Source organism: Pseudoxanthomonas spadix BD-a59 (assembly GCF_000233915.3).
In the GTDB taxonomy this organism is placed as follows: Bacteria; Pseudomonadota; Gammaproteobacteria; order Xanthomonadales; family Xanthomonadaceae; genus Pseudoxanthomonas_A; species Pseudoxanthomonas_A spadix.
Window position 1 is genome coordinate 524367 of sequence record NC_016147.2, and the last position, 22123, is coordinate 546489.

Genomic DNA, 22123 nt, shown 5'->3' on the forward strand with positions numbered 1-22123 from the left:
GCCGCCGCAGCGCGAGGTCACCGGCCATGCGTGACGGCGCCACCTTTTGGTTTGCATGTCGGGGGTCGGCCACATGGTCAGCGGTATAGTGAAGCTCGGCGCGCTGTCATTGTGGGCGGTATCGATTACAGTATCGGGGCCGGCGGCCAGGGCCCAGCAAGCCTCGCCGCCACCGGATTTCCCGGAGCAGGTGCGTGGCTTCCCGATGCTGGCGCCTGAGAAAACGATGTTTCCGCAAGTACGCTCGATGCACGCGATGGTTGCTGGCGGCAACAACTTCGTCACCGAGGCCGGCCTGCGCATCTTGCGACAGGGAGGGAATGCCGTGGACGCCGGGGTGGCGGCGATGCTGGCCGCTGCCGTCACCGAGGAAGACCATTTCAGCATGGGAGGCGAAGCGCCCATCCTGATCAAGATGAGGGACAGGCCGGTCAGCGTGGTGTCCGGGGTGGGCACGGCGCCGGCGTTGGCGACCACTGATTTCTACAGCAAGCGCGCACCTCTTCCGTGGGAGAAGACAGCTCGCAAACCGCCGATTCCTTCACAGGGCATCTTGGCGACTACCACACCCGGCATGGTCGATGGTGCGTTGCTGGCCTTGCGTGAGTTCGGCACCATGCGTTTTGCGCAAGTGGCGCAGCCGGCGATCGAACTCGCCGATGCCTTCCCTGTGACAGAGGTGCTGGCCGATACCTTGAAGCGCGACGAAGCCATGTTGCGCCAATGGCCCAATTCATGGACTTATTTTACCTCCGGTTTTGAAGGGCGCTTGCCGCAGGCCGGTGAGATCTTCAAGCAGCCCCAATTGGCGGCGACCCTGCGTGCGATGGTGCAAGCCGAAAAGGAGGCCGGCGCCGAACGCCGGACTGGGATCGACGCGGTACGGGAGTATTTCTATCGCGGTCCGGTAGCCAGGAAAATGGGTAGATTTTCCGAAGAAAATGGCGGTTTGGTGCGCTACAGCGACATTGCCGCGTTCAAGGCAGAGATAGATACGCCCCGCAGTTGCACTTTCCATGGCTATGAAATAGTCAAGCCGGGGTTCTGGACACAGGGGCCGGTGATGCTTGAGATGTTCAATCTCCTGGAAGGCTACGACCTGAAGGCAATGGGCCATAACTCGCCGGAATACCTGCACACGCTGGCCGAGGTGGCAAAACTGGCCTTTTCCGACCGGGACAAATTCTATGGTGACCCGAAGTTCACCAATGTGCCGGAAGCGGTATTGTTATCCAAGGAATACGCCGCGCAGCGGCGCAAGCTGATCGACCCGAACAAAGCGGCTTTGCACTCGTTGCCTGGTGATATCCCCGGCTACGGCGGCCCGCTGCCAGATGAGGGCAAGGAGCCGCTGGACGTAAAGGACACTACCAGCCTTGCCGTGGTGGACGAGGAAGGCAATGTATTGTCGGCCACGCCCAGCGGCGCCTGGCTGCCATCAGTGAAGGCCGGCGACACCGGCATTTCCTTCGGAACGCGATTGCAATCCTTCGTGCTGCAGGAAGGCCATCCCAATGTGTTGGCCAAGGGCAAGCGTCCGCGCATCACGCTCAGCCCCACTATTATCATCAGGGATGGCACACCGGTTTATGTGGTGAGTACGCCGGGTGGTGACAATCAGGACCAGGCCATGCTGCAGGTCATCCTGAACATGATCGTGTTCGGCATGGCTCCGCAGCAGGCGGTGGAAGCGCCGCGCTTCCAGACCAACGCGCTTCATGCCTCGTTCGGCAACCACGAATACAAGCCGGGGGACCTGAACCTGGAAAGCCGTATTGATGTAAGGACAGTCGAGGCGCTCAAAGCCAAGGGCCATGACGTGACCGTGCGCGGGCCGTGGAGCAATGCATCTGCGCCATCCGTGATCGAACTCGCTGGCACCCACCTGGAAGGCGGCGCCGATCCGCGCCGCGGACGCTTCGTTGACGGTTACTGAGTTCGACAAGAGGAAAGGCGCAATGATGCAGATACCCAAGAGCATGGGTAAGCCAGCGGATGCCATCCGGGTGGTTTTGCTGGGCATTGCGGTCGGCCTGGTCGGTAGTGCAGTGGCACAGGACACGGGTGATTCCGCCGCACATGCGGGTTTGTCGGCATATCGTCCGGCGATTCCGGGCATCGAGGGATTGGTGACCACTGCCCACCCGCTGGCCTCGGCGGCAGGGGCGAGTGTGCTGGCGCAGGGCGGCAATGCAGCCGATGCCGCGGTGGCCGTTGCGGCGACACTCAACGTCGTGGAACCGCAAAGTTCCGGGATCGGAGGAAACGGCTATGCGGTATTCTTCGACAACAAGACCAAGCAGGTCTATTCGCTGGCGATGCACGCCGCTGCGCCGCTGGCGGTGAAACCCGAACAATTGACCGCGGAACAGCTGGACCACGGCCCGCTGGCCTCGATGCCCCCGGGAATGATCGGTGGCCTGATCGAGTTGTTGGACAAGCACGGTCGCCTGAGCCTGCAACAGGTCCTTGCACCGGCCATTGCCTACGCCGAACAAGGGCATCCGGCCAATCACTCGCTGGTTGCCAGCATCGGCAGGCAGAAGGCGCAGATCGAGAAGATCCCGTCCACTGCAAAAGTCTTCCTGCCCGATGGCGCGGTCCCGGAAGTAGGGGCAATGTTCCGTCAGCCGCAGTACGCGGCCACCCTGCGGAAGTTGGTAGAGGTCGAAGAGCGGGCGCTGGCTGTTGGTGCGAGCCGTTCGGCTGCATTGAAGGCCGCATACGACAGGTTCTACAAAGGCGATATCGCGAAGGAAATCGCCGCTTTCTTTCGGCGGGAGGGTGGTTTGATCTCGCTTGAGGACCTGGCCGCCTACAAGCCGCGCTGGGGCCCTGCCTTGCATACCACCTACCGTGGCTACGATGTCTACGCCAACGGTGACGCCAGCCGTGGCGGCATCGAGGTCTTGATGCAGCTCAACCTGATCGAGGCCTTCGACCTGCGCGGCATGGGCTATCAGAGTGCAGACGCCCTGCACCTGATCGCTGAAAGCATCAAGCTGGCCAAGTCGGACGTCTACCGATATGTCGCCGATCCGGCTTTTGTCCAGGTGCCGTGGCAAGGACTGTTGTCCAAGGAATATGCCGCGCAGCGGCGCGCACTGATCTCGCCGCACGGGGCGATGGCCTATCCGCAACCTGGAAGGCCCGACAAGGCGGAACTGGCCTTGGCCGGGCGTGACAACCTGCGCGGGAAGCGCTGGCCGGAAGTCAATCGAAGCGACCCTGACACCACCAGCTTTTCGATCGTCGACAGGTTCGGCAATGCGCTGGTGTGCACGCCAACTGTGGGAGGCGGATTCGGCGCCGGTGTGGTCGCCGGGCGAACCGGCCTGCTGCTCAACAACGGCATGCGCCTGGGTTCCATCTCGCCGTATCCAGGCAACGTCAATGCGCTGGAACCCGGTAAGGTGCCGCTATTGAACAATTCTCCCATCGTGGTGCTGAAGGACGGCCAGCTGGTGCTGGCCATCGGCACGCCGGGGGGCGAAAGCATCGGGCAGACGCAATTCCAGGGCATTTTGAATGTGCTTGAATTCGACCTGGACATTCAGCGGGCCATCGAGGCGCCGCGGCTGCGTTTGGATGCCCAGCCCAATTTCTACAAACCAGGTGCGCTCATCGAGATTGCGATGGAATCGCGCTTTCCGGCGGCGACCCTGTCAGCGCTTGAGGCCAAAGGCCACACGCTGAAGATGTTGGATCAGTACACGCCGGGCGTGGGGGGCATGCAAGGGATCGCTGTCGATCAAGCGCACGGCACGATGAGCGCCGGTGCCGATCCGCGCCGTGCCGGTTACGCGATCGGGTGGTGAGGCACTCCCACCTTCAACCGACCGATGAAGCGAGGAAGCGATGAAGATGCTCAGGGTGTGCATGGCGATACTGGCGCTCGGGGGCAGCGGTACGGTCCTGTCCGCCGAAATCGACGCCGGCTACAAGCGAAAGCTGGCAGAGGTCATCGAGGGGAATCTCGACACCTGGGTGACTCAGTACAAGGATTTCCACCAGAATCCGGAACTGGGAATGGAGGAGGTGCGCACGTCGGCCATCCTGGCCAGGGAGATGCGCAAGCTGGGGTTTACGGTCACCGAGAAAGTCGGCAAGACCGGGGTGGTCGCCTTGATGAAGAACGGCGAGGGTCCGTTGGTCATGGTGCGGACCGACATGGATGCGCTGCCGGTGCGGGAATCGACCGGTCTGCCGTATGCCAGCAAGGCAAAGGCCATCTACAACGGTGGCCAAAGCCATGTGATGCATGCCTGTGGCCACGACATCCACATGGCCGCCTGGGTGGGGGCGGCGCAAGTGTTGGTCGCGCTGAAGGATCGTTGGCATGGTGCGCTGATGTTCGTTGCCCAACCCGCCGAGGAGGGCAGGGGCGGTGCACAGGCGATGCTGGACGACGGCATATTCGCGCGCTTCGGCTTGCCTGACCATGCCTTCGCCCTGCATGTGGGTGCGGGTCCTTATGACACGGTATCGCTGGTAAAGGGCGACATGAATTCGTTTGCCGGAGGATTCAACATCACTTTCAACGGTCGCGGCGGACATGGCTCCCGTCCCCATGCCACCATCGACCCGATCGTCATGGTCGGAAAATTCATCACCGATGTGCAGACCGTGATCAGCCGGGAGAAAGACCCGCAAGCCTTTGGCGTGGTCAGTATCGGCATGATTGCAGGCGGCACGGCTGGCAACGTCATCCCGGATTCGGCCAGTGTTTCCGGCACGGTGCGCTGGTACGAGTCGGAGGTCGGCGAGCAACTGCTGGCCGGAATCGAACGGACGGCTCGAACGATCGTCGCCCAGGCCGGGGCACCGGAGGCGGACATCGCCATCCGTTCCGGCAATACCAACGTCGTCAACGATGCAGCGTTGTACGACCGGACGTTCCAGGCATTCTCCAGAATGGACGGGCAGATGCGCACCGTGGCTGGCAAGCGTGGAACTGCCAGCGAAGACTATGGCCTGTTCCTCAGGGAGTTCAAGTCGTCGATGTATTTCGGGGTGGGCGGCTACGACCCGGCACTGTTCAAGCCCGATGGCACGCCACTGGACGTGGAGAAGGTGGTTTCCAACCACAATCCGAACTTCGCGCCGGTTCCGGGGCCGACGCTGAGCACGGCAGTGACCGCGATGACGACGGCGGTCTTCAACGTGATGAACGACTGATGCCGGTCCACCATTTTTCGGTAGGAAAATCCAGATGAAGCTTCCCGCAGCGCTGTCGGCCATCGGTCTCGCGTTCGCCCTCGCTGGCCCCGCCGGATCCTCCAGCGGCGTGACCGGTGCGCCAGAGCTGTTGGATGTGAAGGTTCATGAGGGCACCTCGATGTCGGTCTCCGTGTCGCCGGACGGCAAGTGGCTGGCGACCGACCTGCAGGGCGCGCTGTGGCTGGTACCGGCCAGCGGCGGCGAAGCGAAACTGATCGGTGACCTGTACGACGATGCGCGCCAGCCGGCATGGTCGCCGGATGGCAAGACCCTGGCGTACTTCTCCTTCCGCGATGGCGGTTACGACCTGTGGGCGATCTCGCCTGACGGCGGCAAGCCGTGGAAGCTGACCTGGGGCGCGTTCGACGACCGCGAGCCGGTGTTCTCGCCGGATGGCAGCAAGATCGCCTTCGCCTCGGACCGTGGCACGCCTGGTCGCGATGCCAGCTACGACATCTGGACCCTGGAGCTGGCCACGGGCAGGCTTGAACAGGTCAGCCACAGCCCTTACGAGGATCGTCGCCCGGCGTTCTCGGCCGATGGCGGCAGCGTGGTCTACACCAGCGTGCGCGAGGAGGTTTCCGCACTGTACTCGGCGAACCTTGCAAGCAAGCAGGAAACCCTGTTGCGCAAGTTTGGGGGGGTGGTCGACGCACCGGCATATTCGCCAGAGGGCAGGCTGTCCTACGTGGTCGGTCACAATGGCCGCAGCTGGCTGGAAATCGACGGCACGCCAGTCACCGGCGAGGAGAACGTGTTTCCGTTCCGCGTCGGGTGGGCCAAGGGGGGCGTTTACTATTACGTCTCCGACGGCAAGATCCGCAAGCGCGCCGGCAACAGGCTCGAGACGGTCGAATTCAGCGCCACGCTGAAGGCGCAGAAGCCTGTATATGCCAAGCACAAACGGGATTTCGATTCGACCGGACCACGCAAGGCGCTGGGCATTGTCCGCCCAGCGATTTCGCCGGACGGCAAGTCGGTGGCCTTCGTCGCCCTGGGTGATCTGTGGCTGCAGCCGCTGGGCGGCACGCCGCACAGACTGACCAGCGACCGCTACATGGAAGTCGATCCGGCGTTCTCGCCGGATGGCGGCCAGCTGGTGTACTCCTCGGACAAGGGCGGCAGGCTGCAGCAACTGTGGATCCGCGACCTCAAGACCGGCAAGGACCGGCAACTGACCAACATCGACACCCAGCCGCTGGAAGCGGTGTGGTCGCCGGACGGCAGGAAGATCGCCTTCATCGACGTCGATGGCATGTGGGGCGTGGCCGGGTTGTGCGTAGTCCAGGTTGAAACCGGCGCGATCAGCCGGATCCAACCATCGCTGGGACAGCCTGGTCGGCCGACGTGGTCCGGCGACAGTCGACGCATCGCGCTGTCGCTGTCCTCGCCGTATTCCAAGAGCTTCCGCGAGGGTACCAACCAGATCTTCGTGATCAAGGCCGACGGCAGCGGCGAATCGGCCTGGTACGCGCCGATCCCGGACCTGAGCATCGACACCCGCGGCGGCGCCGGCCCGGTGTGGTCGCCGGACGGCACCAGGATGGCGGCGGTCTACGAGGGCGAGCTGCGGGTGTGGCCGGTGTCGCCGGCTGGCGAGCCGCTGGGTCCGCCGCGTAGCGTCACTTCCGAGATCGCGCATTCGCCGAGCTGGGCCGGGGATTCGCGCACGCTGCTGTTTCAGAGCGACGACACCCTGAAGACCATCGACATCGAGACCGGCGCGATCGCCGAGGTCCCGCCGAACCTGAGCTACGTGCTGGACGTGCCCAAGGGCCGCACCGTGATCCACGCCGGCCGCGCCTTCGACGGCAAGCACGACAGGCTGCTGCACGACGTCGACATCGTCATCGACGGCAACCGCATCAGCTGGTTCGGCGCGCACGACCCGGCGCGCCACGGCGACGCCAGGGTGATCCAGGCGCCCGGGCTGACCGCGATGCCGGGCCTGATCGAGTTCCACGCCCACCCGATGCGCGACTTCGGCGAGGCGATGCACCGGGCCTGGCTGGCCTGGGGCGTGACCACCGTGCGCAATCCCGGCGACCAGCCCTATCACGGCGTCGAGGACCGCGAGGCCAGCGAAGCCGGCGTGCGCATCGGCCCGCGCATGTACGCCACCGGCCACCTGCTGGAATGGCAGCGGGTCTACTACAAGATGGGCACGGCGCTGTCCGGCCCGGCGCACCTGGAGAAGGAGCTGGCGCGTTCCAAGGCACTGCAGTACGACCTGCTCAAGAGCTACGTGCGCCTGCCGGACCTTCAGCAGCGCCGCCTGGTCGAGTTCGCCCATCAGGAGATGGGCGTGCCGGTGACCACCCACGAGATCTATCCGGCGGCGCTGAGCGGGGTCGACCACACCGAGCACATGGGTGCGACCAGCCGCCGCGGCTACTCGCCGAAGCAGGCCTCGCTGGGCCGCGTCTACCAGGACGTGCACGACCTATTTGGCAAGACCGAGCGCGGCCTGACGCCGACCAATTTCGGCGCGCTGGCCGGCTTCCTCCAGGACCATCCGCAACTGCGCGCCGACCCGCGCGTGGGCCTGTACCCGCAGTGGGCGCAGGACGGCGTGCGCGACAACCCGGGCATCCCGCCGCGCTTCCGCGATGCCATGCTCGGCACCGCCAAGGGAATCAAGGCCGTGGCTGACGCCGGCGGCACCATCACCGCCGGCACCGACACCCCCATCGCCATCAACCTGCACGCGGAGATCGCCTCCTACGTTGAGGCTGGCTTCACTCCGTTCCAGGCGCTGCGCTCGGCCACCGCCACTCCGGCCGAGGTACTGGGCCTGGACGCCGGCGTGCTGGAAGCGGGCAAGCTGGCCGACATCGTACTGATCGAGGGCGACCCGCTGCAGGACATCGGCAACACCACCAACGTGCGCAAGGTGATTGCAAACGGCCGGATGTTCGATGTCGAAGACCTGGTACATCCGCTGCCATAGCGTCAGCGTGGACGGACTGCGGCCAGGTATTCCGGGCCGGTGGTCCTGAATTCCTGCTGCCGCAACCGGCAGGAGCGGTTGGACGAAACTGGAAGCCGGCACTGACCGGGAACGAGGGCCAATGAGATTGCTTCGACGCATCCCGCTGAAGATGACGCTGGCGGCCGTGCTCCTACCCTTCGCCGGGACAGGGACAGGCGCTGTTGCCGGAACTGACCCGCCTCTGGCCATCGTTGACGCGACGATTTTCGACGCCACCGGTGCCGCTCCCTACATCGGAACGGTGGTGGTACGCGAGGGCCGCATTGCGCAGATCGGCCCGGACGTCGCGGTGCCGAAGGGCGCGCAGGTCGTGCGTGCGCGCGGCAAGGCGCTGCTGCCCGGTCTGTTCGACCTGCATACGCATTGGACCCCGGGCAGCACGCCCGGCACCTATCCGCAGATCGCGACCGCCTACCTGGCCACCGGCGTGACCACGGTCAACGACTTCCACCAGCCGCCGGAGTCGTTCGAGCCGCGGCGCCGCTGGTTGTCCACGCTGTACGCGCCTCACGTCAACCTGACCGCGCGCATGAGCACGCCGCTGGGCCACGGCGCCGACTGGGCCGACGAGAACACCACGCGCTGGGTGAACTCGCCGGACGCGGCCCGGCGCGCCGTGGACGCCATCGCCGAGTACAAGCCGGACCTGATCAAGGCCTTCACCGACGGCTGGCGCTACGGCATGAGCGCGGACAACACCAGCATGAGCGTAGACACGCTGTCGGCGCTGGTCGATCAGGCGCACGGGCACGGGCTTAGGGTGCTGACCCACACGGTCACCGTCGAGCGCGGTCGCCAGGCCGGGGAGGCGAAGGTGGACGTGATCGCGCACAGCCTGCAGGACCGGCCGATCGACGCCGAGACCATCGCCGCGATCAAGGCCGGCGGCACCTACTACGTGCCGACCCTGGCGGTGTATGAGCCGGTCAAGCCGGGCCAAGAGGCGCCGTTCCCGGCGGACGATCCGCGCATGCGCCAGCGCGAACAGAAGTTCGGCTATGCGTTGGGCAACGCCAAGGCGCTGCACGATGCCGGCGTGCCGGTCGCGGTCGGCACCGACGCCGGCATGTTTCCGCATCAGGGCGCGACCGCGCGCGAGCTGGAATTGCTGGTGCGGGCCGGGCTGACGCCGGCGGAGGCGCTGATCGCCGGCACCGCGACCAGCGCGGCGGCGATCGGCCTGCAGGACGACCGCGGCACGCTGCGGCCGGGCCTGCGCGCAGATCTGGTGCTGGTGGATGGCAGGCCCTGGGAGGACATCGCGGCGGTGCGCAGGGTCGAGCGGGTGTTCGTCGACGGCCGCCAGGTCTGGGGCAATGGCGTGAAGACGTCGGCGGCCAACCAGGCGACGGCGATGCCGGCGGTCCGCATCGCGGCGCTGGTGGACGATTTCGAGCGTGCTGACGGCCGCACCGCCCTGGATACGCTGCGCGTGGACGAGGCCGACGGCGGCACCGACCGCACCGTGCAGGTGACCGAGGTGGTTGCGCGCGAGCAGGTTGGCCATGCGCTGTCGCTGCAGGCGCGGTTTTCCTCCAAGCCGGAACCCTTCGCCAGCGCGATCCTGCCGCTGAGCCGCGGCTCGGTCGAGCCGGTGGACCTGCGCGGCTACCGCGGCCTGCGCTTCGAGATCCGCGGCGATGCCAGGCCGGTGACCCTGGAGTACCGCGGCGTGGAAAACCGCCGCTGGAGCCACCGCTTGCAGCCGCAGGCCGGCTGGCGGACCGTCGAGGTGCCCTTCGACGCCCTGCAGGGACAACCGTCCCGCCGCGGGGAGGGCCCGGTGCCGGCCTGGAAGGGCGACGACCTGCAGCAACTGGTGTTCAGCATCGGCGGCGAGCCTGGCGAGAAGGTCTGGCTGGAACTGGACAATGTCGCCTTCTATTGATGGCGAACGGCGCGCGGAAGATACCTGTTCGGTGGGATCCGGGCGGCTTGGCCTCGACAGGCACCAAGCCACCCGCCCGATGTGGCCGGCCGGCGTGCCGCGCGTTCCCAGGGCGTCTGGAGCGCTCGGTGGTGCCACGGGCGGAAGTCCTCTTCGTGTTCCAGTTCGGACCCCACAAGCGCAGAGCGCATCGCGACGGTGCCGATGCGCCGTGCCAGTTCCATTCCCCGGCGGTCGTCGCGTGCCAGCACCTCGCCCACGGGTTGAACCGCACATGTGGGCGGACGCAGGTGTGGCCGCTCGGGCCGGATCATGCGGGCGGCTGACGCGTAGTAGGGGGCGGCGTGTGGGGGCGACCAGTCCGCGAGGATGACGGCAATGCCCGGGCGGCATCCCTGCCGGCACGGACAGGCAGGCCGGTGGAAGGATGGGGCGGCGACCCATTGCCGCGATGTGACCCACCTACCCGGCGAGAGGGGACCTACCCATCGGGACCATCGGTGGAGGTGATTGCCGAGGTTAGGCTTGTGTGAAGCAGTGGCGCAATCCACACAGGACGCCGGTTCAGGGGATCCGGGCCACTACCTCGCCTCCATCTCACCGCTTGTTTGCTTCGCCTTGCCAGGAGTCCAGCTCATGCGCAGTCGTCCCACCCGCCGTCCACTCGCTCTCGCCGTCGCCACCTCGCTGCGCCCTTCGTCGGCCGGGCTGCGCAGCCTGTCCTCGGTCCTGCTGCTGGCCACCGCCGCACAACTGGCCCAGGCTGGCGAGACCCCCGCCGCCGAAATCCCGCCCGCAGAGACGCCAGTCGCCGTCGCTCCGGCCGCCGAGGACCAGGCCAAGACCCTCGATGCGGTCTCGGTGATCTCCACCGGCACCCGCAAGGCCAACATGGCCGTGTCCGACAGCCCGGCGCCGATCCAGCTGGTCAGCGCCGAACTGCTCAGGAAATCCGCCGCGCCCGACCTGCAGAACGCGATCGCCAACCAGGTTCCCTCCTACAACGCGTCCCAGGTCGGCGGCGACATGGCCAGCCAGACCCTGAACGCGGCCCTGCGTGGCCTGACCGCCAACCACACCCTGATCCTGGTCAACGGCAAGCGCCGCCACGTCACCTCCAACTTCGGCGTGGCCGGCAACGGCGAAATGGCCACCGACCTGTCCTACATCCCGCAGTCGGCCATCGACCATGTCGAAGTGCTGACCGATGGCGCCGCGGCGCTGTACGGTTCGGACGCCATCGCCGGGGTGATCAACATCATCCTGAAGAAGGACGCCTCCGGCGGCGAACTGAACGCCGGCTACGCGGGCTATTCCGATGGCGGCGGCGGCACTGATTCCTGGGGCGCCAACCTCGGCCTGGGCAACGAAACCGGCTTCGTCAACATCAGCCTGGAGGTCGAGAACCGCAAGTCGGTCTACCGCTTCTCCAATCCCAGCTACGCCAACTGCCTGCTCGACATTGCCGCCTGCCAGGCGTATGCGACGGCTAACGGCCGCGGCGACCTGCTCAGCCGCATCGCCAACGACCAGGGCGCCATCCTCAACAGCCGCTTCCCGGCGCTCAACGGCTGGCTGAACCCACCGCAGGTGCATCGCCAGGCGCTGTTGTTCAATTCCGGCTACAGCTTCGAGAACGGCATCGACTTCTACGCCGTCGGCAGCTATGGCAAGAAGAAAGCCCAGTCGGAAGAAAACTACCGGCGTCCTTCCCAGGATGGCGGCCACGACTTCAACGGCGACGGCGACGTCAGCGACCCCGGCGAGCACAAGTATCCGTATGGCTTCAATCCTTCCGAGGCCTCCGAGGAGGAGGACTACGAGCTGACCCTGGGCCTGAAGGGCGACCTCGCCGGCTGGGCGTGGGATGCATCCACGTCCTACGGCCGCAACGAAATGGACGTCTACACGCTGAACTCAATGAATTTCAGCCTGTGGAACGACTTTGGTGCATCGCCCGAGGACTTCTACGACGGCACCTTCTACAGCACGCAGTGGACCACGGACCTGAGCGTGAGCAAGGACTTCGACGTCGGCCTGTCCACACCGCTGTTCTTCAACGCCGGCGTGGAGTACCGGCGTGATGAATACGGCATCGAACCGGGCGAGCCGGCCTCGTACTACGGCGCCGGTGCCTCGTCCTTCCCTGGCTACAACCCGCTGGGCACCGGTGACTATTCGCGTCACAACTACGCGGTGTTCGCCGATGTGGTGCTGAATCCGACCGAGAACTGGCTGGTGGACCTGGCCGGCCGCTATGAGGACTACAGCGATTTCGGCAACAAATCGGTGGGCAAGATCACCACCCGCTACGACTTCACCGACACCTTTGCCGTGCGCGGCACCTACAGCACCGGCTTCCGCGCGCCGAACATGGGCGAGAACTATTACTCGGCCATCCAGGTCAGTCCGGTCGGCGCCACCGCGACCCTGGCCGGGGCCACGGTCGGCAACGGCCTGAAGCCGGAAACCAGCGAAAACATCTCCCTGGGACTGGTGTTCAACCCGATCCAGAACCTGACCATGACCCTGGACGCCTACCAGATCAAGATCGAGGACCGTACCTACATCGGCTCCTTCGCCTACTCCACCGCCCAGGCGGCCGACACGCTGACTGGCCGCACCACCGGCAGCTGGAACGCCGACCTGCCCGATCCGGCCGACACCGATGGCGACGGCGTCCCGGACGACAGCTACAACCAGATCCTCGGTGACGCGCTGGTGGCTGGTGGCTTCATCAGCGACCCGATGGATCCCAGCGCGCCGGGCGGCAGCTTCGACCAGACCGCGCGCGCCAACATCAATATGAGCTTCTTCAGCAACGTGCTGGACACCAAGAGCACCGGCGTGGACCTGGTGACAAACTACATGAGCGAGTTCGCCTGGGGCTCGATCGACTGGCTGCTGGCGGCCAACTACAACGAGACCGAGGTCACCCGCGCCGGCCGCGCGCCGGGCTTCGAGACCATCCCGCTGTTCACCGCCGCCAACGTCTCCGACATCGAGCACAACAGCCCCAAGTACCGCGTCAACCTGGCCGCCACCGTCAACTGGGACAAGTTCAGCCTGACCTTGCGCGAGTCCATCTACGGGCCGCAGTACACCGTGGCCAGCCTGAGCGGCTATGAGCAGTTTGCCGACCAGCTGGACACGGTCACCCTCGACGGCGGCGCCTATTACAAGCAGGAGATCGGCACGATGGCGTTGACCGGCTTCGACCTGAGCTTCAAGCCCAATGACGCCTGGACCCTGGCCGTGGGTGGCGACAATATCTTCAACGAATACCCGGACAAGATCCCCTCGCCGGTGTGGGATTATGACGTGGCCAACTACCAGAACGGCAACAACGAGTATCTGACCGGCAGCCCGATCGGCTACTTCGGCGCCCGCTACTACGCCAAGCTGACCTACCGCTTCTGATCGATCCGACGCCGGCTCGCAGGCCGCGCCGGCGCGCTTTCCTCAAGCTCAAGGTGCTTCGGTTGCGGTGGACGGTCAGGGCGCCGTCCACCGCATTTTTCCGGTCACCGCACCGTCGTCCATCACAAGGCAATCAAACGCAATGCAGGACCGTGTCCGAAGTGGAATGAGTCGTCGCCAGCTGTTGGGCCGCATCGGCCTGGCCGCAGGTGGCACGATGATGTACCAGGCCATGACCAGCCTGGGGTTTGCCGCCGAATCCGGTTACAAGGGGCCCGTGCAGCTGGAGGGCAGTCCCAGGGGCGCCAGCGTGCTGGTGCTGGGCGCGGGCCTGGCCGGCATGACCACCGCCTTCGAGCTGCGCAAGGCCGGCTACCAGGTCAGGATCCTCGAATACAACGCACGTCCGGGCGGGCGCAACTGGACCCTGCGCGGCGGTGATACCTATACCGAGCTGGGCGGCCAAACCCAGCACTGCGGCTTCGACGAAGGGCTCTACATCAATCCGGGCCCGTGGCGGATCCCGCACCACCACCGCGCGGTGCTGGCCTACTGCAAGCAGTTCAACGTGCCGCTGGAATCGTTCGTGCAGGTCAACTACAACGCCTTCCTGCACAACACCGAGGCCTTCGGCGGCAAGCCGCAGCGCTTCCGCGAGATCGATGCCGACTACAAGGGCCAGGTGTCCGAGCTGCTGGCCAAGGCCACCGCGCAGGGTGCGCTGGACCAGCAGGTGACCAAGCAGGACCAGGAGCTGCTGCTGGAATCGCTGCGCAGCTGGGGCGCGCTGGACCGCAACATGGCCTACGTGGCGGGCGATGACAGCAACCTGCGCCGCGGCTATGCCAAATACCCCGGCGGCGGCCTCGGTGGCAAGCCGGAGCTGTCGACGCCGCTGTCGCTGGAGGACGTGCTGCGCTCGCGCCTGTGGAAGCAGCTGGCGGCCGGCACCAACATCGAAATGCAGACCAGCATGTTCCAGCCGGTGGGCGGCATGGACCAGCTCGGCAAGGCGTTCGCGCGCGCGCTGGGCCCGGGCGTGATCCAGTACAACGCCAGGGTCACCGGCATCGACCAGGACGAGCACGGCGTCACCGTCACCTACGAAGACACCGGTGCGCCGGGCAGCACCCACACGGCCACCGCCGACTGGTGCGTATGCACGATCCCGTTCTCGGTGCTCAGCCGCATCCCGGTCAAGGTCGGCCCGGCCATGGCCGATGCCATCACCAAGCTGCCCTATGCCTCCTCGGTGAAAGTGGGGCTGCAGTTCAAGCGCCGCTTCTGGGAAGAGGATGAGGCCATCTACGGCGGCATCAGCTACACCAACCTGCCGATCAGCAACATCAGCTATCCCAGCACCGGCTTCCATGCGCCGGGCAAGGGCGTGCTGCTGGGCGCCTATGTCTGGGGCCTGGATGCATTCGACTTCACCTCGCACAGCCCGGCCGAACGTGTGCGCCGCACGGTGGCCTATGGCAGCCAGATCCACCCGCAGTACCCGAAGGAATTCGACAACGGCATCTCGGTGGCCTGGCACCGGGTGCCGGGCAATCACGGTTGCTTTGGCACCTGGACCGAGGACCTGCGCGCCCAGCACTACCAGGCGGCCTGCCAGATCGACGGCCGCATCGCCATGGCCGGCGAGCACATTTCCTACATCCCGGCCTGGCAGGAGGGCGCGGTCCTGTCCGCGCACGATGTCATCGGCCGCCTGCATGCCAAGGTGATGGCCACCGGAGGCCGCGCATGAACGCCCGTGTCCTGATCGTGGCCGCGCTGGCGAGCGCGCTGCTGGCCGGGCCGGCCTGGCTGGCCGCGCCGGTGCGCGCGCAGAGCTCCGATGCCACCGGCCTGGCCAACACCCGCGACTTCGCGCAGGCCGACGGCGCCCAGGTCTATGCCACCATCTGTGCCGGTTGCCACATGCCTGACGGCCAGGGTGCGCGCGGTGCGGGCGAATATCCCGCGCTGGCCGCCAACCCCAAGCTGGCCGCCGCGCCCTACGTGGAGATGATGGTGCTGTCGGGCAACGGCGCGATGCCCGGTTTTGCTGGCATGCTCAGCGATCGTCAGGTGGCCGAAGTGACCACGTATGTCCGCACCCACTTCGGCAACCGGTACGACGATGTGGTGACCGAGCAGGACGTCAAGGCCCTGCGCGCCTCGCTGGCCACAGCATCCGCAGATTGAGCTGTGCCTTCTTCCATTACCTTTCTTTACGGAGTTCCCATGGCCCTGTCCCGTTCCCTGCGTCTCCCACTGCTGACCGCCCTGCTGCTGCCGCTGGCTGCCCAGGCCGCCGATGTGGTGCGCGTGCCGATTCCCGGCAGCGATTTTCCGATTGCCGCGGCGGTGGAAGTACCGGCCGGCAAGGCCACCATTTATGTCAGCGGCAAGGTGCCGGCAGTGACCAATCCTGCGGCGCCCAAGGATTCGGTGGAAGCCTTTGGCGACATGAAGACCCAGACCATCAGCGTGCTCACCCAGATCCAGAAGCAGCTGGAAGGCATGGGCCTGGGGATGAAGGACGTGGTCAAGATGCAGGCCTTCCTGGTCGGCGGCCCGGAGACCGGCGGCAAGATGGATTTCAAGGGCTTCATGGGGGGCTACACCCAGTTCTTCGGCAAGGACGCCAAGCAGATGAACCTGCCGGCGCGCTCGGCCTTCCAGATCGCCGCGCTGGGCAATCCGGGCATGCGCATCGAGATCGAAGTGATCGCCGTGCGTCCCTGATCGATCCCTTTCCCGTACCGGAGTCGTCCGATGAACATGCCGTTCTCCCGTCGCCAGTTCCTGCGCAATTCCGCCCTTGCCGCCGGCGCCAGCGTCGGCGCCCCGCTGCTGGCCCTGCCCGGCGCAGCCCTGGCCCAGCGTGCCGGCCCGGCGCGCCTTGCGGTGGACCCTGACGCCGCCGCCGCACTGGGCCTGGCGCCGGTGATGATCAACGCCAACGAAAATCCGCTCGGTCCCAGCGAGGCCGCGCTGAAGGCGATCAACGGCATCGCCCCGCAGGGCGGGCGCTACCTGGGTGAGCTGGCGCAGGAACTGGTCCAGGAACTGGCCACCCAGCTGGGCCTCAAGCCCGAGTACATCGTGCCCTACGTCGGTTCCACCCCGCCGCTGCAGTACACGGTGATGGCCTTCACCTCACCCAGCGCCTCGCTGGTCACCGCCGACCCCACCTTCGAAGCCGGCTGGCGGGTGGCCGAGTCGACCAAGGCGCCGGTCCACAAGATCCCGCTGCGCGCCGACTACAGCCATGACGTGCAGGCCATGTGCGCGGCCGATGCCGGCGCCGGCATGCTCTACCTGTGCAATCCCAACAACCCGACCGGTTCGATCACCACCCGCAAGGACATCGAGTACGCGCTGGCGCACAAGCCCAAGGGCAGCATCCTGGTGCTGGACGAGGCCTACATCCACCTCTCGCCGAGCGCGGTCAGCGGCGTGGACCTGGTTGCGGCGGGCCAGGACGTGGTGGTCCTGCGCACCTTCTCCAAGCTCTACGGCATGGCCGGCATCCGCCTGGGCTATGCGGCCGCGCGTCCGGACCTGCTCAAGAAGATGACCTATTTCGGCATCAATGCGCTGCCGGTGACAGCCATGGCCGCCGGCCTTGCCAGCCTGCGCGATCCGCAGCTGGTGCCCACCCGCCAGCGCACCAACACCCTGCTGCGCGACGAGGTCACCACCTGGCTGACCGCGCAGGGCCATGCGTGCACGACCTCGGAGAGCAACTGCTTCATGGTCGATGTCAAGCGCCCGGCACCGGAGTTCATGCAGGCCATGGCGACCTACGGGGTGTTCGTCGGTCGCGCCTGGCCGGTGTGGCCGACCTGGTCGCGCATCACCGTTGGCACCGCGCCGGAAATGGCACGTTTCAAGGACGCTTTCGCCAAGGTGATGGCCGGCCAGCGCGGCCCGCTGCCGGTCAAGACCGCGATGCTGCAGGACGAACGCCGCGACGGCAGTGTGACCGCCTACGCCTGAGCGGCACGGCGGTGGCGGGTCGAGACCCGCTCTACGCGGCACGGGGGTGGCGGGTCGAGACCCGCCCTACGCGGCAAGGCGGTGGCGGGTCGAGACCCGCCCTACCGGCTGGCTGGCCGGCTCGGCGGGCGCGCCGGGCCGCGGGTCATGCCGGTGGCCTGGCCGCGGCGATCAGGCCGCGCTGCAGGGCAATGCCAAGCGCGGCCTCGCGGGTGCTCGCTTCCAGCTTGCGGTAGAGGTTCTTGAGATGGAACTTGACCGTATTTTCCGACACCGCCAGACGCCGGGCGATCTGCTTGTTGGAATGGCCCAGGGCCAGTTCGGCCAGCACTTCCAGCTCGCGTTCGCTGAACAGTTCGGTGACCAGTGCCTGTTCGCAGGACAGCTTGTCCAGCAGGGTCTGGATGGTCAGCGCCCGGGTGGTGCCGGCGGCGGCCTGCGGGTCCAGCTGACGCGCACTGCGCAGCAGCGCCTTGACCGGCAAGCCCACTTCCAGCGCCACCTGCCAGGCGCGGGTCCCGGCGATGTGGTCCAGCGCCGCGCGCAGCGGCGGCAGCATCGATTCGATCTGGCCACGCTGCTGCAGGGTCAGGGCCAGTCGCAGCTGCACGCGGCCCAGGTGGTACTGGTCGCCGGCCGCTTTGGCGGCCTGCTGCTGCTTGCGCAGGATCGCCAGCGCCTGGCCCGCGCGTCCGGCCTGGGCGTGCCAGCGCGCCAGGACAAAGCCCAGCGCATGGGCCTGGCGCCAGCCGTGGCCAGTGGCCAGGGCGTGGTCGAATGCGGCTTCGCCGCCGCAGCGGGCGATCATCGCGTCGGTGGCGTGGCTGCCGGGCAGGTCCAGCAGCAGGTCCAGGCGCCAGGCGGCGGCCAGCTCGGCCAGGCGGACCAGGTGCCGGCGCGCGGCCAGGGCATCGATGCGGGCCAGCAGCGCGTGCGCCGAACGCCCGCTGCGGTCGCGTTGACGGGCCAGGGTCAGCGCGGTGGCGTAGCCGGCCACGTAGGCATCGACCCAGCCGTCGCCGCGTTCCAGGGTGTCCAGTGCACCGTCGAGCAGGTCGGAAGCTTCGTCGTAGCGGCCATGCTCGGCCTGCAACTGGGCCAGCAGGCAGCGGCAGGCAGCGACCAGCGTGGCATCGGCGGCATCTGCGCAATGGGCCAGTTGCAGGGCGCGGCGGTAGCTCGCTTCGGCCTGGTCCAGGGCGCCGCGGTAGAACTGGCCCTGGCCCAGGTGGACCAGGGCATAACCCACAGTGGCCGGGGTCTGGCTGCGGGTCATGACCTCGGCAGCGTCCTGCGCCAGCGCCTGGGCGGCGGGGAAGTCGCCACGGCCCAGCGCCGTGGTCGCGCAGATGCACAGCAGCGTGCCGCGGCCCAGGTGGTCGTCCTCATCCAGTGCCCGCGCCTGCGCCGACAGCTGGGCGATGCCGCGCGCGTTGCCGCAGATCTGGTCCAGCAGGCCGCGCAGCAGCGCCACCACCACCACGTAGTCGCGTTCCAGCGGCGCGCGCTGGCTTTCCGGGAAATCGCGGAAGCGCTCCAGCAGCGTCTGGGCATGGCTGAACTCGCCCAGGCGCATGTGCAGGTAGGCCTGGGTCAGGTTGAGCGCCGGCGTGTCACGCACCAGGCGCGGATCGAACTGGCGCAGCAGCGCGGCCACCGAGGCGGTGCCGTGCCGCAGCAGCATCTGCCAGCTGCCAGCCTGGCCGATGCAGTCGGCCGCCAGCGGCACATCGTGCGCGGCCAGTGCGTGGCGCACCGCTTCGGGCAGGTGACCGTGGTCGGCGCACCAGCGCGCCGCGCGCTGGTGCAGGCCGCCGACCAGGCCGGGCGACTGGCGATCAAGCTGCTGATGCAGGAACTCGGCGAACAACGGGTGGTAGCGAAACCATTCCTGGTCATCGTCCAGCGGCACCAGCAGGCCATGGAAGTGGCCCAGGCCGGCCAGCAGCTGGCCGCTGTCCCGGCGCTGGCGCACCGCATCGGCCAAGGCCGCGTTGAAGCGCTCCAGTACCGCGGTCTCCAGCAGGAACGCGCGCAGCGCCGGGGCCAGGTCGCTGACCACCTGTTCGGCCAGATAGGCGGCCAGTCCGGCGGTGCGTCCGGAAAACCGGGCTACGTCCTCGCTGCGGCGCCCGTCGCCGGAAATCCACAGCGCCGCCAGGCGCACGGCCACCGGCCAGCCTTCGGTCTTTTCGCGCAGGCGGCGGGCGTCCTGTTCCGAAGAGGTCGCGCCCAGCACGGCCTGGGTTTCGCCGCTGTCCAGCGCCAGCTGCGTGGCGTCCACGCGCTGCAGGGCACCGTGCACGTCCAGGCGCGCCAGCGGCAATGCCGGTGCGCGGCGGGTGGCCACCAGCACGTGCAGCAGCGGGCCGCCGTGTTCGACCAGCAGGGTGACGATTTCGTCGGCGGCCGGGCAGGCGGCGCGGTCGTAGTCGTCCAGGATCAGCACCAGCGGCTGCTGCGCGCAGCGGACCGCGCGCAGCAGTGCGGTGCGGGTGGTGGCGGTGTCCAGTTCGCGCCAGTGGGCCAGACCCAGCGGCAAGGTGCTGTTGTCGAAGGCGCCCAGTCCCAGCGTCAGCGCCAGGTAGGCGAGCAGGCGCGCCGGTTCGGCATCGCCCTCGTCCAGCGACAGCCAGGCGACCTGGGCCTGGCTGGTCGCCAGCAGGTGCGCGTGCCACTGCGCCAGCAGGGTGGTCTTGCCGAAGCCCGGTGGCGCCAGCAGCAGGGTCAGCGGCAGGGCGATGCCGGCATCGAGCGTCTCGAGCAGGCGCGCGCGCGATACCGCGTCCACGTGCAGGCGCGGCGGCTCGAGCTTGTCCGGCAGGATCCAGTCCGCCGCGATGGCCCCTTCGCGCAGGGCGAGGGGACGCGGTCCGATCAGTGCGACGGGTTTTGCAGCAGGCACGTGCGTCTCCGCTGACGGGCCGATCTTCTCGAAGAAGATCGAACCAGGACGTCGAGCACGCAAGCCAGTGCGCCATCAGGCGCCGCGCCGCTCGGATGCTGTGACAGGGCCCCCGCCCATACCTGTCCCTAGGTACCTGACCGTTACGTTATGTCACCAAGCGGTCACTTGCCAAGCCCGTGCCATGTGACCGGTCGCGCCGCGCCGGGTCAGGCGATGGCCAGGAACGCCGTGCGTGCCGCCTCCAGGGTCGCCGCAATGACCATTTCATCATGTGAACTGGAGGTAAATCCGGCCTCGTAGGCCGACGGCGCCAGGAACACCCCGCGCTCGAGCATGGCGTGGAAGAACCGGTTGAACGCGGCCGTGTCGCAGGCGGTGGCCTGGGCGTAGGTCTCCACCTTCTGGTCGGTGAAGAACAGGCCGAACATCCCCCCCACCTGGTTGGTGGTGAGCGCCACGCCGGCCTGGCCCGCAGCTGCTTCCAGCCCGGCGCACAGGCTGGCCGTGGCAGCGGTGAGGCGCGCGTGGAAGCCCGGCGCCTGGACCAGCTCCAGCATTGCCAGGCCGGCGGCCATGGCCACCGGATTGCCCGACAGGGTGCCGGCCTGGTAGATCGGCCCGGCCGGGGCGATCTGGCGCATCAGCTCGGCGCGGCCGCCATAGGCACCCACCGGCATGCCGCCGCCGATGATCTTGCCGAAGGTGGTCAGGTCCGGGGTGATCCCGTAGTGCGCCTGCGCCCCCCCCAGCGCGACCCGGAAGCCGGTCATCACCTCATCGAAGATCAGCACGGCGCCATGCTGGCTGCACAGCGCGCGCAGGTGCTGCAGGTAGCCTGCCCGCGGCGGGATGCAGTTGGCGTTGCCGACCACCGGCTCGATGATGACCGCGGCGATCTCGCCACCGATCTCATCGAACAGTGCCGTGGCGCCGTCGAAGTCGTTGTAGCTCAGGGTGGCGGTCAGCGCGCTCAGGCCCGCGGGCACGCCCGGCGAGGTCGGCACGCCCAGGGTCAGCATGCCGCTGCCGGCCTTGACCAGGAACGAGTCGCCGTGGCCGTGGTAGCAGCCTTCGAACTTGACGATGCGCTGGCGCCCGGTGGCCCCGCGCGCCAGACGGATCGCCGAGAGGGTGGCCTCGGTGCCGGAATTGACCATGCGCACCATCTGGCAGGACGGCACCAGGCCGGTGATGGTTTCGGCCATGGTGACCTCGGCCGGGCAGGGCGCGCCGAAGGACAGTCCGTCGCCGATCGCCCTGGCCACCGCTTCGCGCACGTGCGGATGGTTGTGGCCGACGATCATCGGCCCCCACGAGCCCACGTAGTCGATGTAGCGGTTGCCGTCCACGTCGAACAGATACGCCCCATCGGCGCGCTGGACGAAGAACGGCTCGCCGCCCACCGACTTGAACGCGCGCACCGGCGAGTTGACCCCGCCGGGGATCAGCGCCTGGGCGCGGGCGAAAAGGTCGTGGGAGCGGGCGTGCTGCATCGAAGGATCCTGTGCTTGAGCGGAGGGGCGGGTCCGGAAGAGGCGGGCCAGGCGTCGGACGCCAGTTGCGAGGTCGGCATGACAGGGCCACCGGCCACATCGACCGTATCTGGATCCTGAAGGCTGGCGACCAGTCTTTCGGCGCCCCAGACCTGCCCATTGTCGCGGTTGCCGCCCGCCAGGGCCACCGGCGCAGACCCGACCTACCC

At 67.2% G+C, this 22123-nt stretch carries 12 protein-coding genes; 10 read left to right on the plus strand and 2 right to left on the minus strand.

What is annotated here, in order from left to right; translation table 11 throughout:
• The first annotated feature begins 55 nt into the window (after positions 1-55).
• The 10 genes from DSC_RS02325 (at position 56) to DSC_RS02370 (ending at position 17513) form a co-directional block, all read left to right on the plus strand.
• Positions 56-1936, plus strand: coding sequence for a gamma-glutamyltransferase family protein (locus DSC_RS02325; RefSeq protein WP_083833431.1), 1881 nt, complete (start codon positions 56-58; stop codon positions 1934-1936).
• Between the two features lie 22 nt (positions 1937-1958).
• Positions 1959-3818, plus strand: a complete 1860-nt coding sequence (ggt, locus tag DSC_RS02330) for a gamma-glutamyltransferase (RefSeq protein WP_014159511.1) — start codon at positions 1959-1961, stop codon at positions 3816-3818.
• Between the two features lie 40 nt (positions 3819-3858).
• Positions 3859-5178 (plus strand): amidohydrolase, encoded by a 1320-nt coding sequence (locus DSC_RS02335; RefSeq protein ID WP_014159512.1) that lies wholly within the window; start codon positions 3859-3861, stop codon positions 5176-5178.
• Positions 5179-5212: 34 nt separating this feature from the next.
• Entirely contained in the window at positions 5213-8170 is a 2958-nt protein-coding gene (locus tag DSC_RS02340; protein ID WP_014159513.1) for an amidohydrolase family protein, read from the plus strand.
• A gap of 121 nt (positions 8171-8291) precedes the next feature.
• Positions 8292-10100 (plus strand): amidohydrolase family protein, encoded by a 1809-nt coding sequence (locus DSC_RS02345; protein WP_148268078.1) that lies wholly within the window; start codon positions 8292-8294, stop codon positions 10098-10100.
• 636 nt (positions 10101-10736) lie between these two features.
• A complete protein-coding gene (locus DSC_RS02350) occupies positions 10737-13520 on the plus strand; it encodes a TonB-dependent receptor plug domain-containing protein (RefSeq protein WP_014159515.1) in 2784 nt (927 codons plus the stop codon).
• Positions 13521-13686: 166 nt separating this feature from the next.
• Positions 13687-15273, plus strand: coding sequence for a flavin monoamine oxidase family protein (locus DSC_RS02355; RefSeq protein ID WP_014159516.1), 1587 nt, complete (start codon positions 13687-13689; stop codon positions 15271-15273).
• Complete coding sequence (locus DSC_RS02360; RefSeq protein ID WP_014159517.1) at positions 15270-15713, plus strand: c-type cytochrome; 444 nt, start codon at positions 15270-15272, stop codon at positions 15711-15713. Before DSC_RS02355 ends, DSC_RS02360 begins: the two co-directional genes overlap by 4 nt.
• Before the next feature lie 39 nt (positions 15714-15752).
• Positions 15753-16256, plus strand: coding sequence for a RidA family protein (locus DSC_RS02365; RefSeq protein WP_014159518.1), 504 nt, complete (start codon positions 15753-15755; stop codon positions 16254-16256).
• Between the two features lie 30 nt (positions 16257-16286).
• Positions 16287-17513, plus strand: coding sequence for a pyridoxal phosphate-dependent aminotransferase (locus DSC_RS02370; RefSeq protein WP_014159519.1), 1227 nt, complete (start codon positions 16287-16289; stop codon positions 17511-17513).
• 145 nt (positions 17514-17658) lie between these two features.
• Here DSC_RS02370 and DSC_RS02375 read toward each other — a convergent pair whose 3' ends face one another.
• Together DSC_RS02375 and hemL are read right to left on the minus strand one after the other, a co-directional pair.
• Positions 17659-20418 (minus strand): winged helix-turn-helix domain-containing protein, encoded by a 2760-nt coding sequence (locus tag DSC_RS02375; protein WP_014159520.1) that lies wholly within the window; start codon positions 20416-20418, stop codon positions 17659-17661.
• Positions 20419-20627: 209 nt separating this feature from the next.
• A complete protein-coding gene (gene hemL / locus DSC_RS02380; RefSeq protein WP_014159521.1) occupies positions 20628-21914 on the minus strand; it encodes a glutamate-1-semialdehyde 2,1-aminomutase in 1287 nt (428 codons plus the stop codon).
• Positions 21915-22123 lie beyond the last annotated feature (209 nt).

Coding starts and splice junctions, on each gene's coding strand:
- DSC_RS02325 (WP_083833431.1), top strand. CDS start 56: ATGTCGGGGGTCGGCCACATGGTCAGCGGTATAGTGAAGCTCGGCGCG.
- ggt (WP_014159511.1), top strand. CDS start 1,959: ATGATGCAGATACCCAAGAGCATGGGTAAGCCAGCGGATGCCATCCGG.
- DSC_RS02335 (WP_014159512.1), top strand. CDS start 3,859: ATGAAGATGCTCAGGGTGTGCATGGCGATACTGGCGCTCGGGGGCAGC.
- DSC_RS02340 (WP_014159513.1), top strand. CDS start 5,213: ATGAAGCTTCCCGCAGCGCTGTCGGCCATCGGTCTCGCGTTCGCCCTC.
- DSC_RS02345 (WP_148268078.1), top strand. CDS start 8,292: ATGAGATTGCTTCGACGCATCCCGCTGAAGATGACGCTGGCGGCCGTG.
- DSC_RS02350 (WP_014159515.1), top strand. CDS start 10,737: ATGCGCAGTCGTCCCACCCGCCGTCCACTCGCTCTCGCCGTCGCCACC.
- DSC_RS02355 (WP_014159516.1), top strand. CDS start 13,687: ATGAGTCGTCGCCAGCTGTTGGGCCGCATCGGCCTGGCCGCAGGTGGC.
- DSC_RS02360 (WP_014159517.1), top strand. CDS start 15,270: ATGAACGCCCGTGTCCTGATCGTGGCCGCGCTGGCGAGCGCGCTGCTG.
- DSC_RS02365 (WP_014159518.1), top strand. CDS start 15,753: ATGGCCCTGTCCCGTTCCCTGCGTCTCCCACTGCTGACCGCCCTGCTG.
- DSC_RS02370 (WP_014159519.1), top strand. CDS start 16,287: ATGAACATGCCGTTCTCCCGTCGCCAGTTCCTGCGCAATTCCGCCCTT.
- hemL (WP_014159521.1), bottom strand. CDS start 21,914: ATGCAGCACGCCCGCTCCCACGACCTTTTCGCCCGCGCCCAGGCGCTG.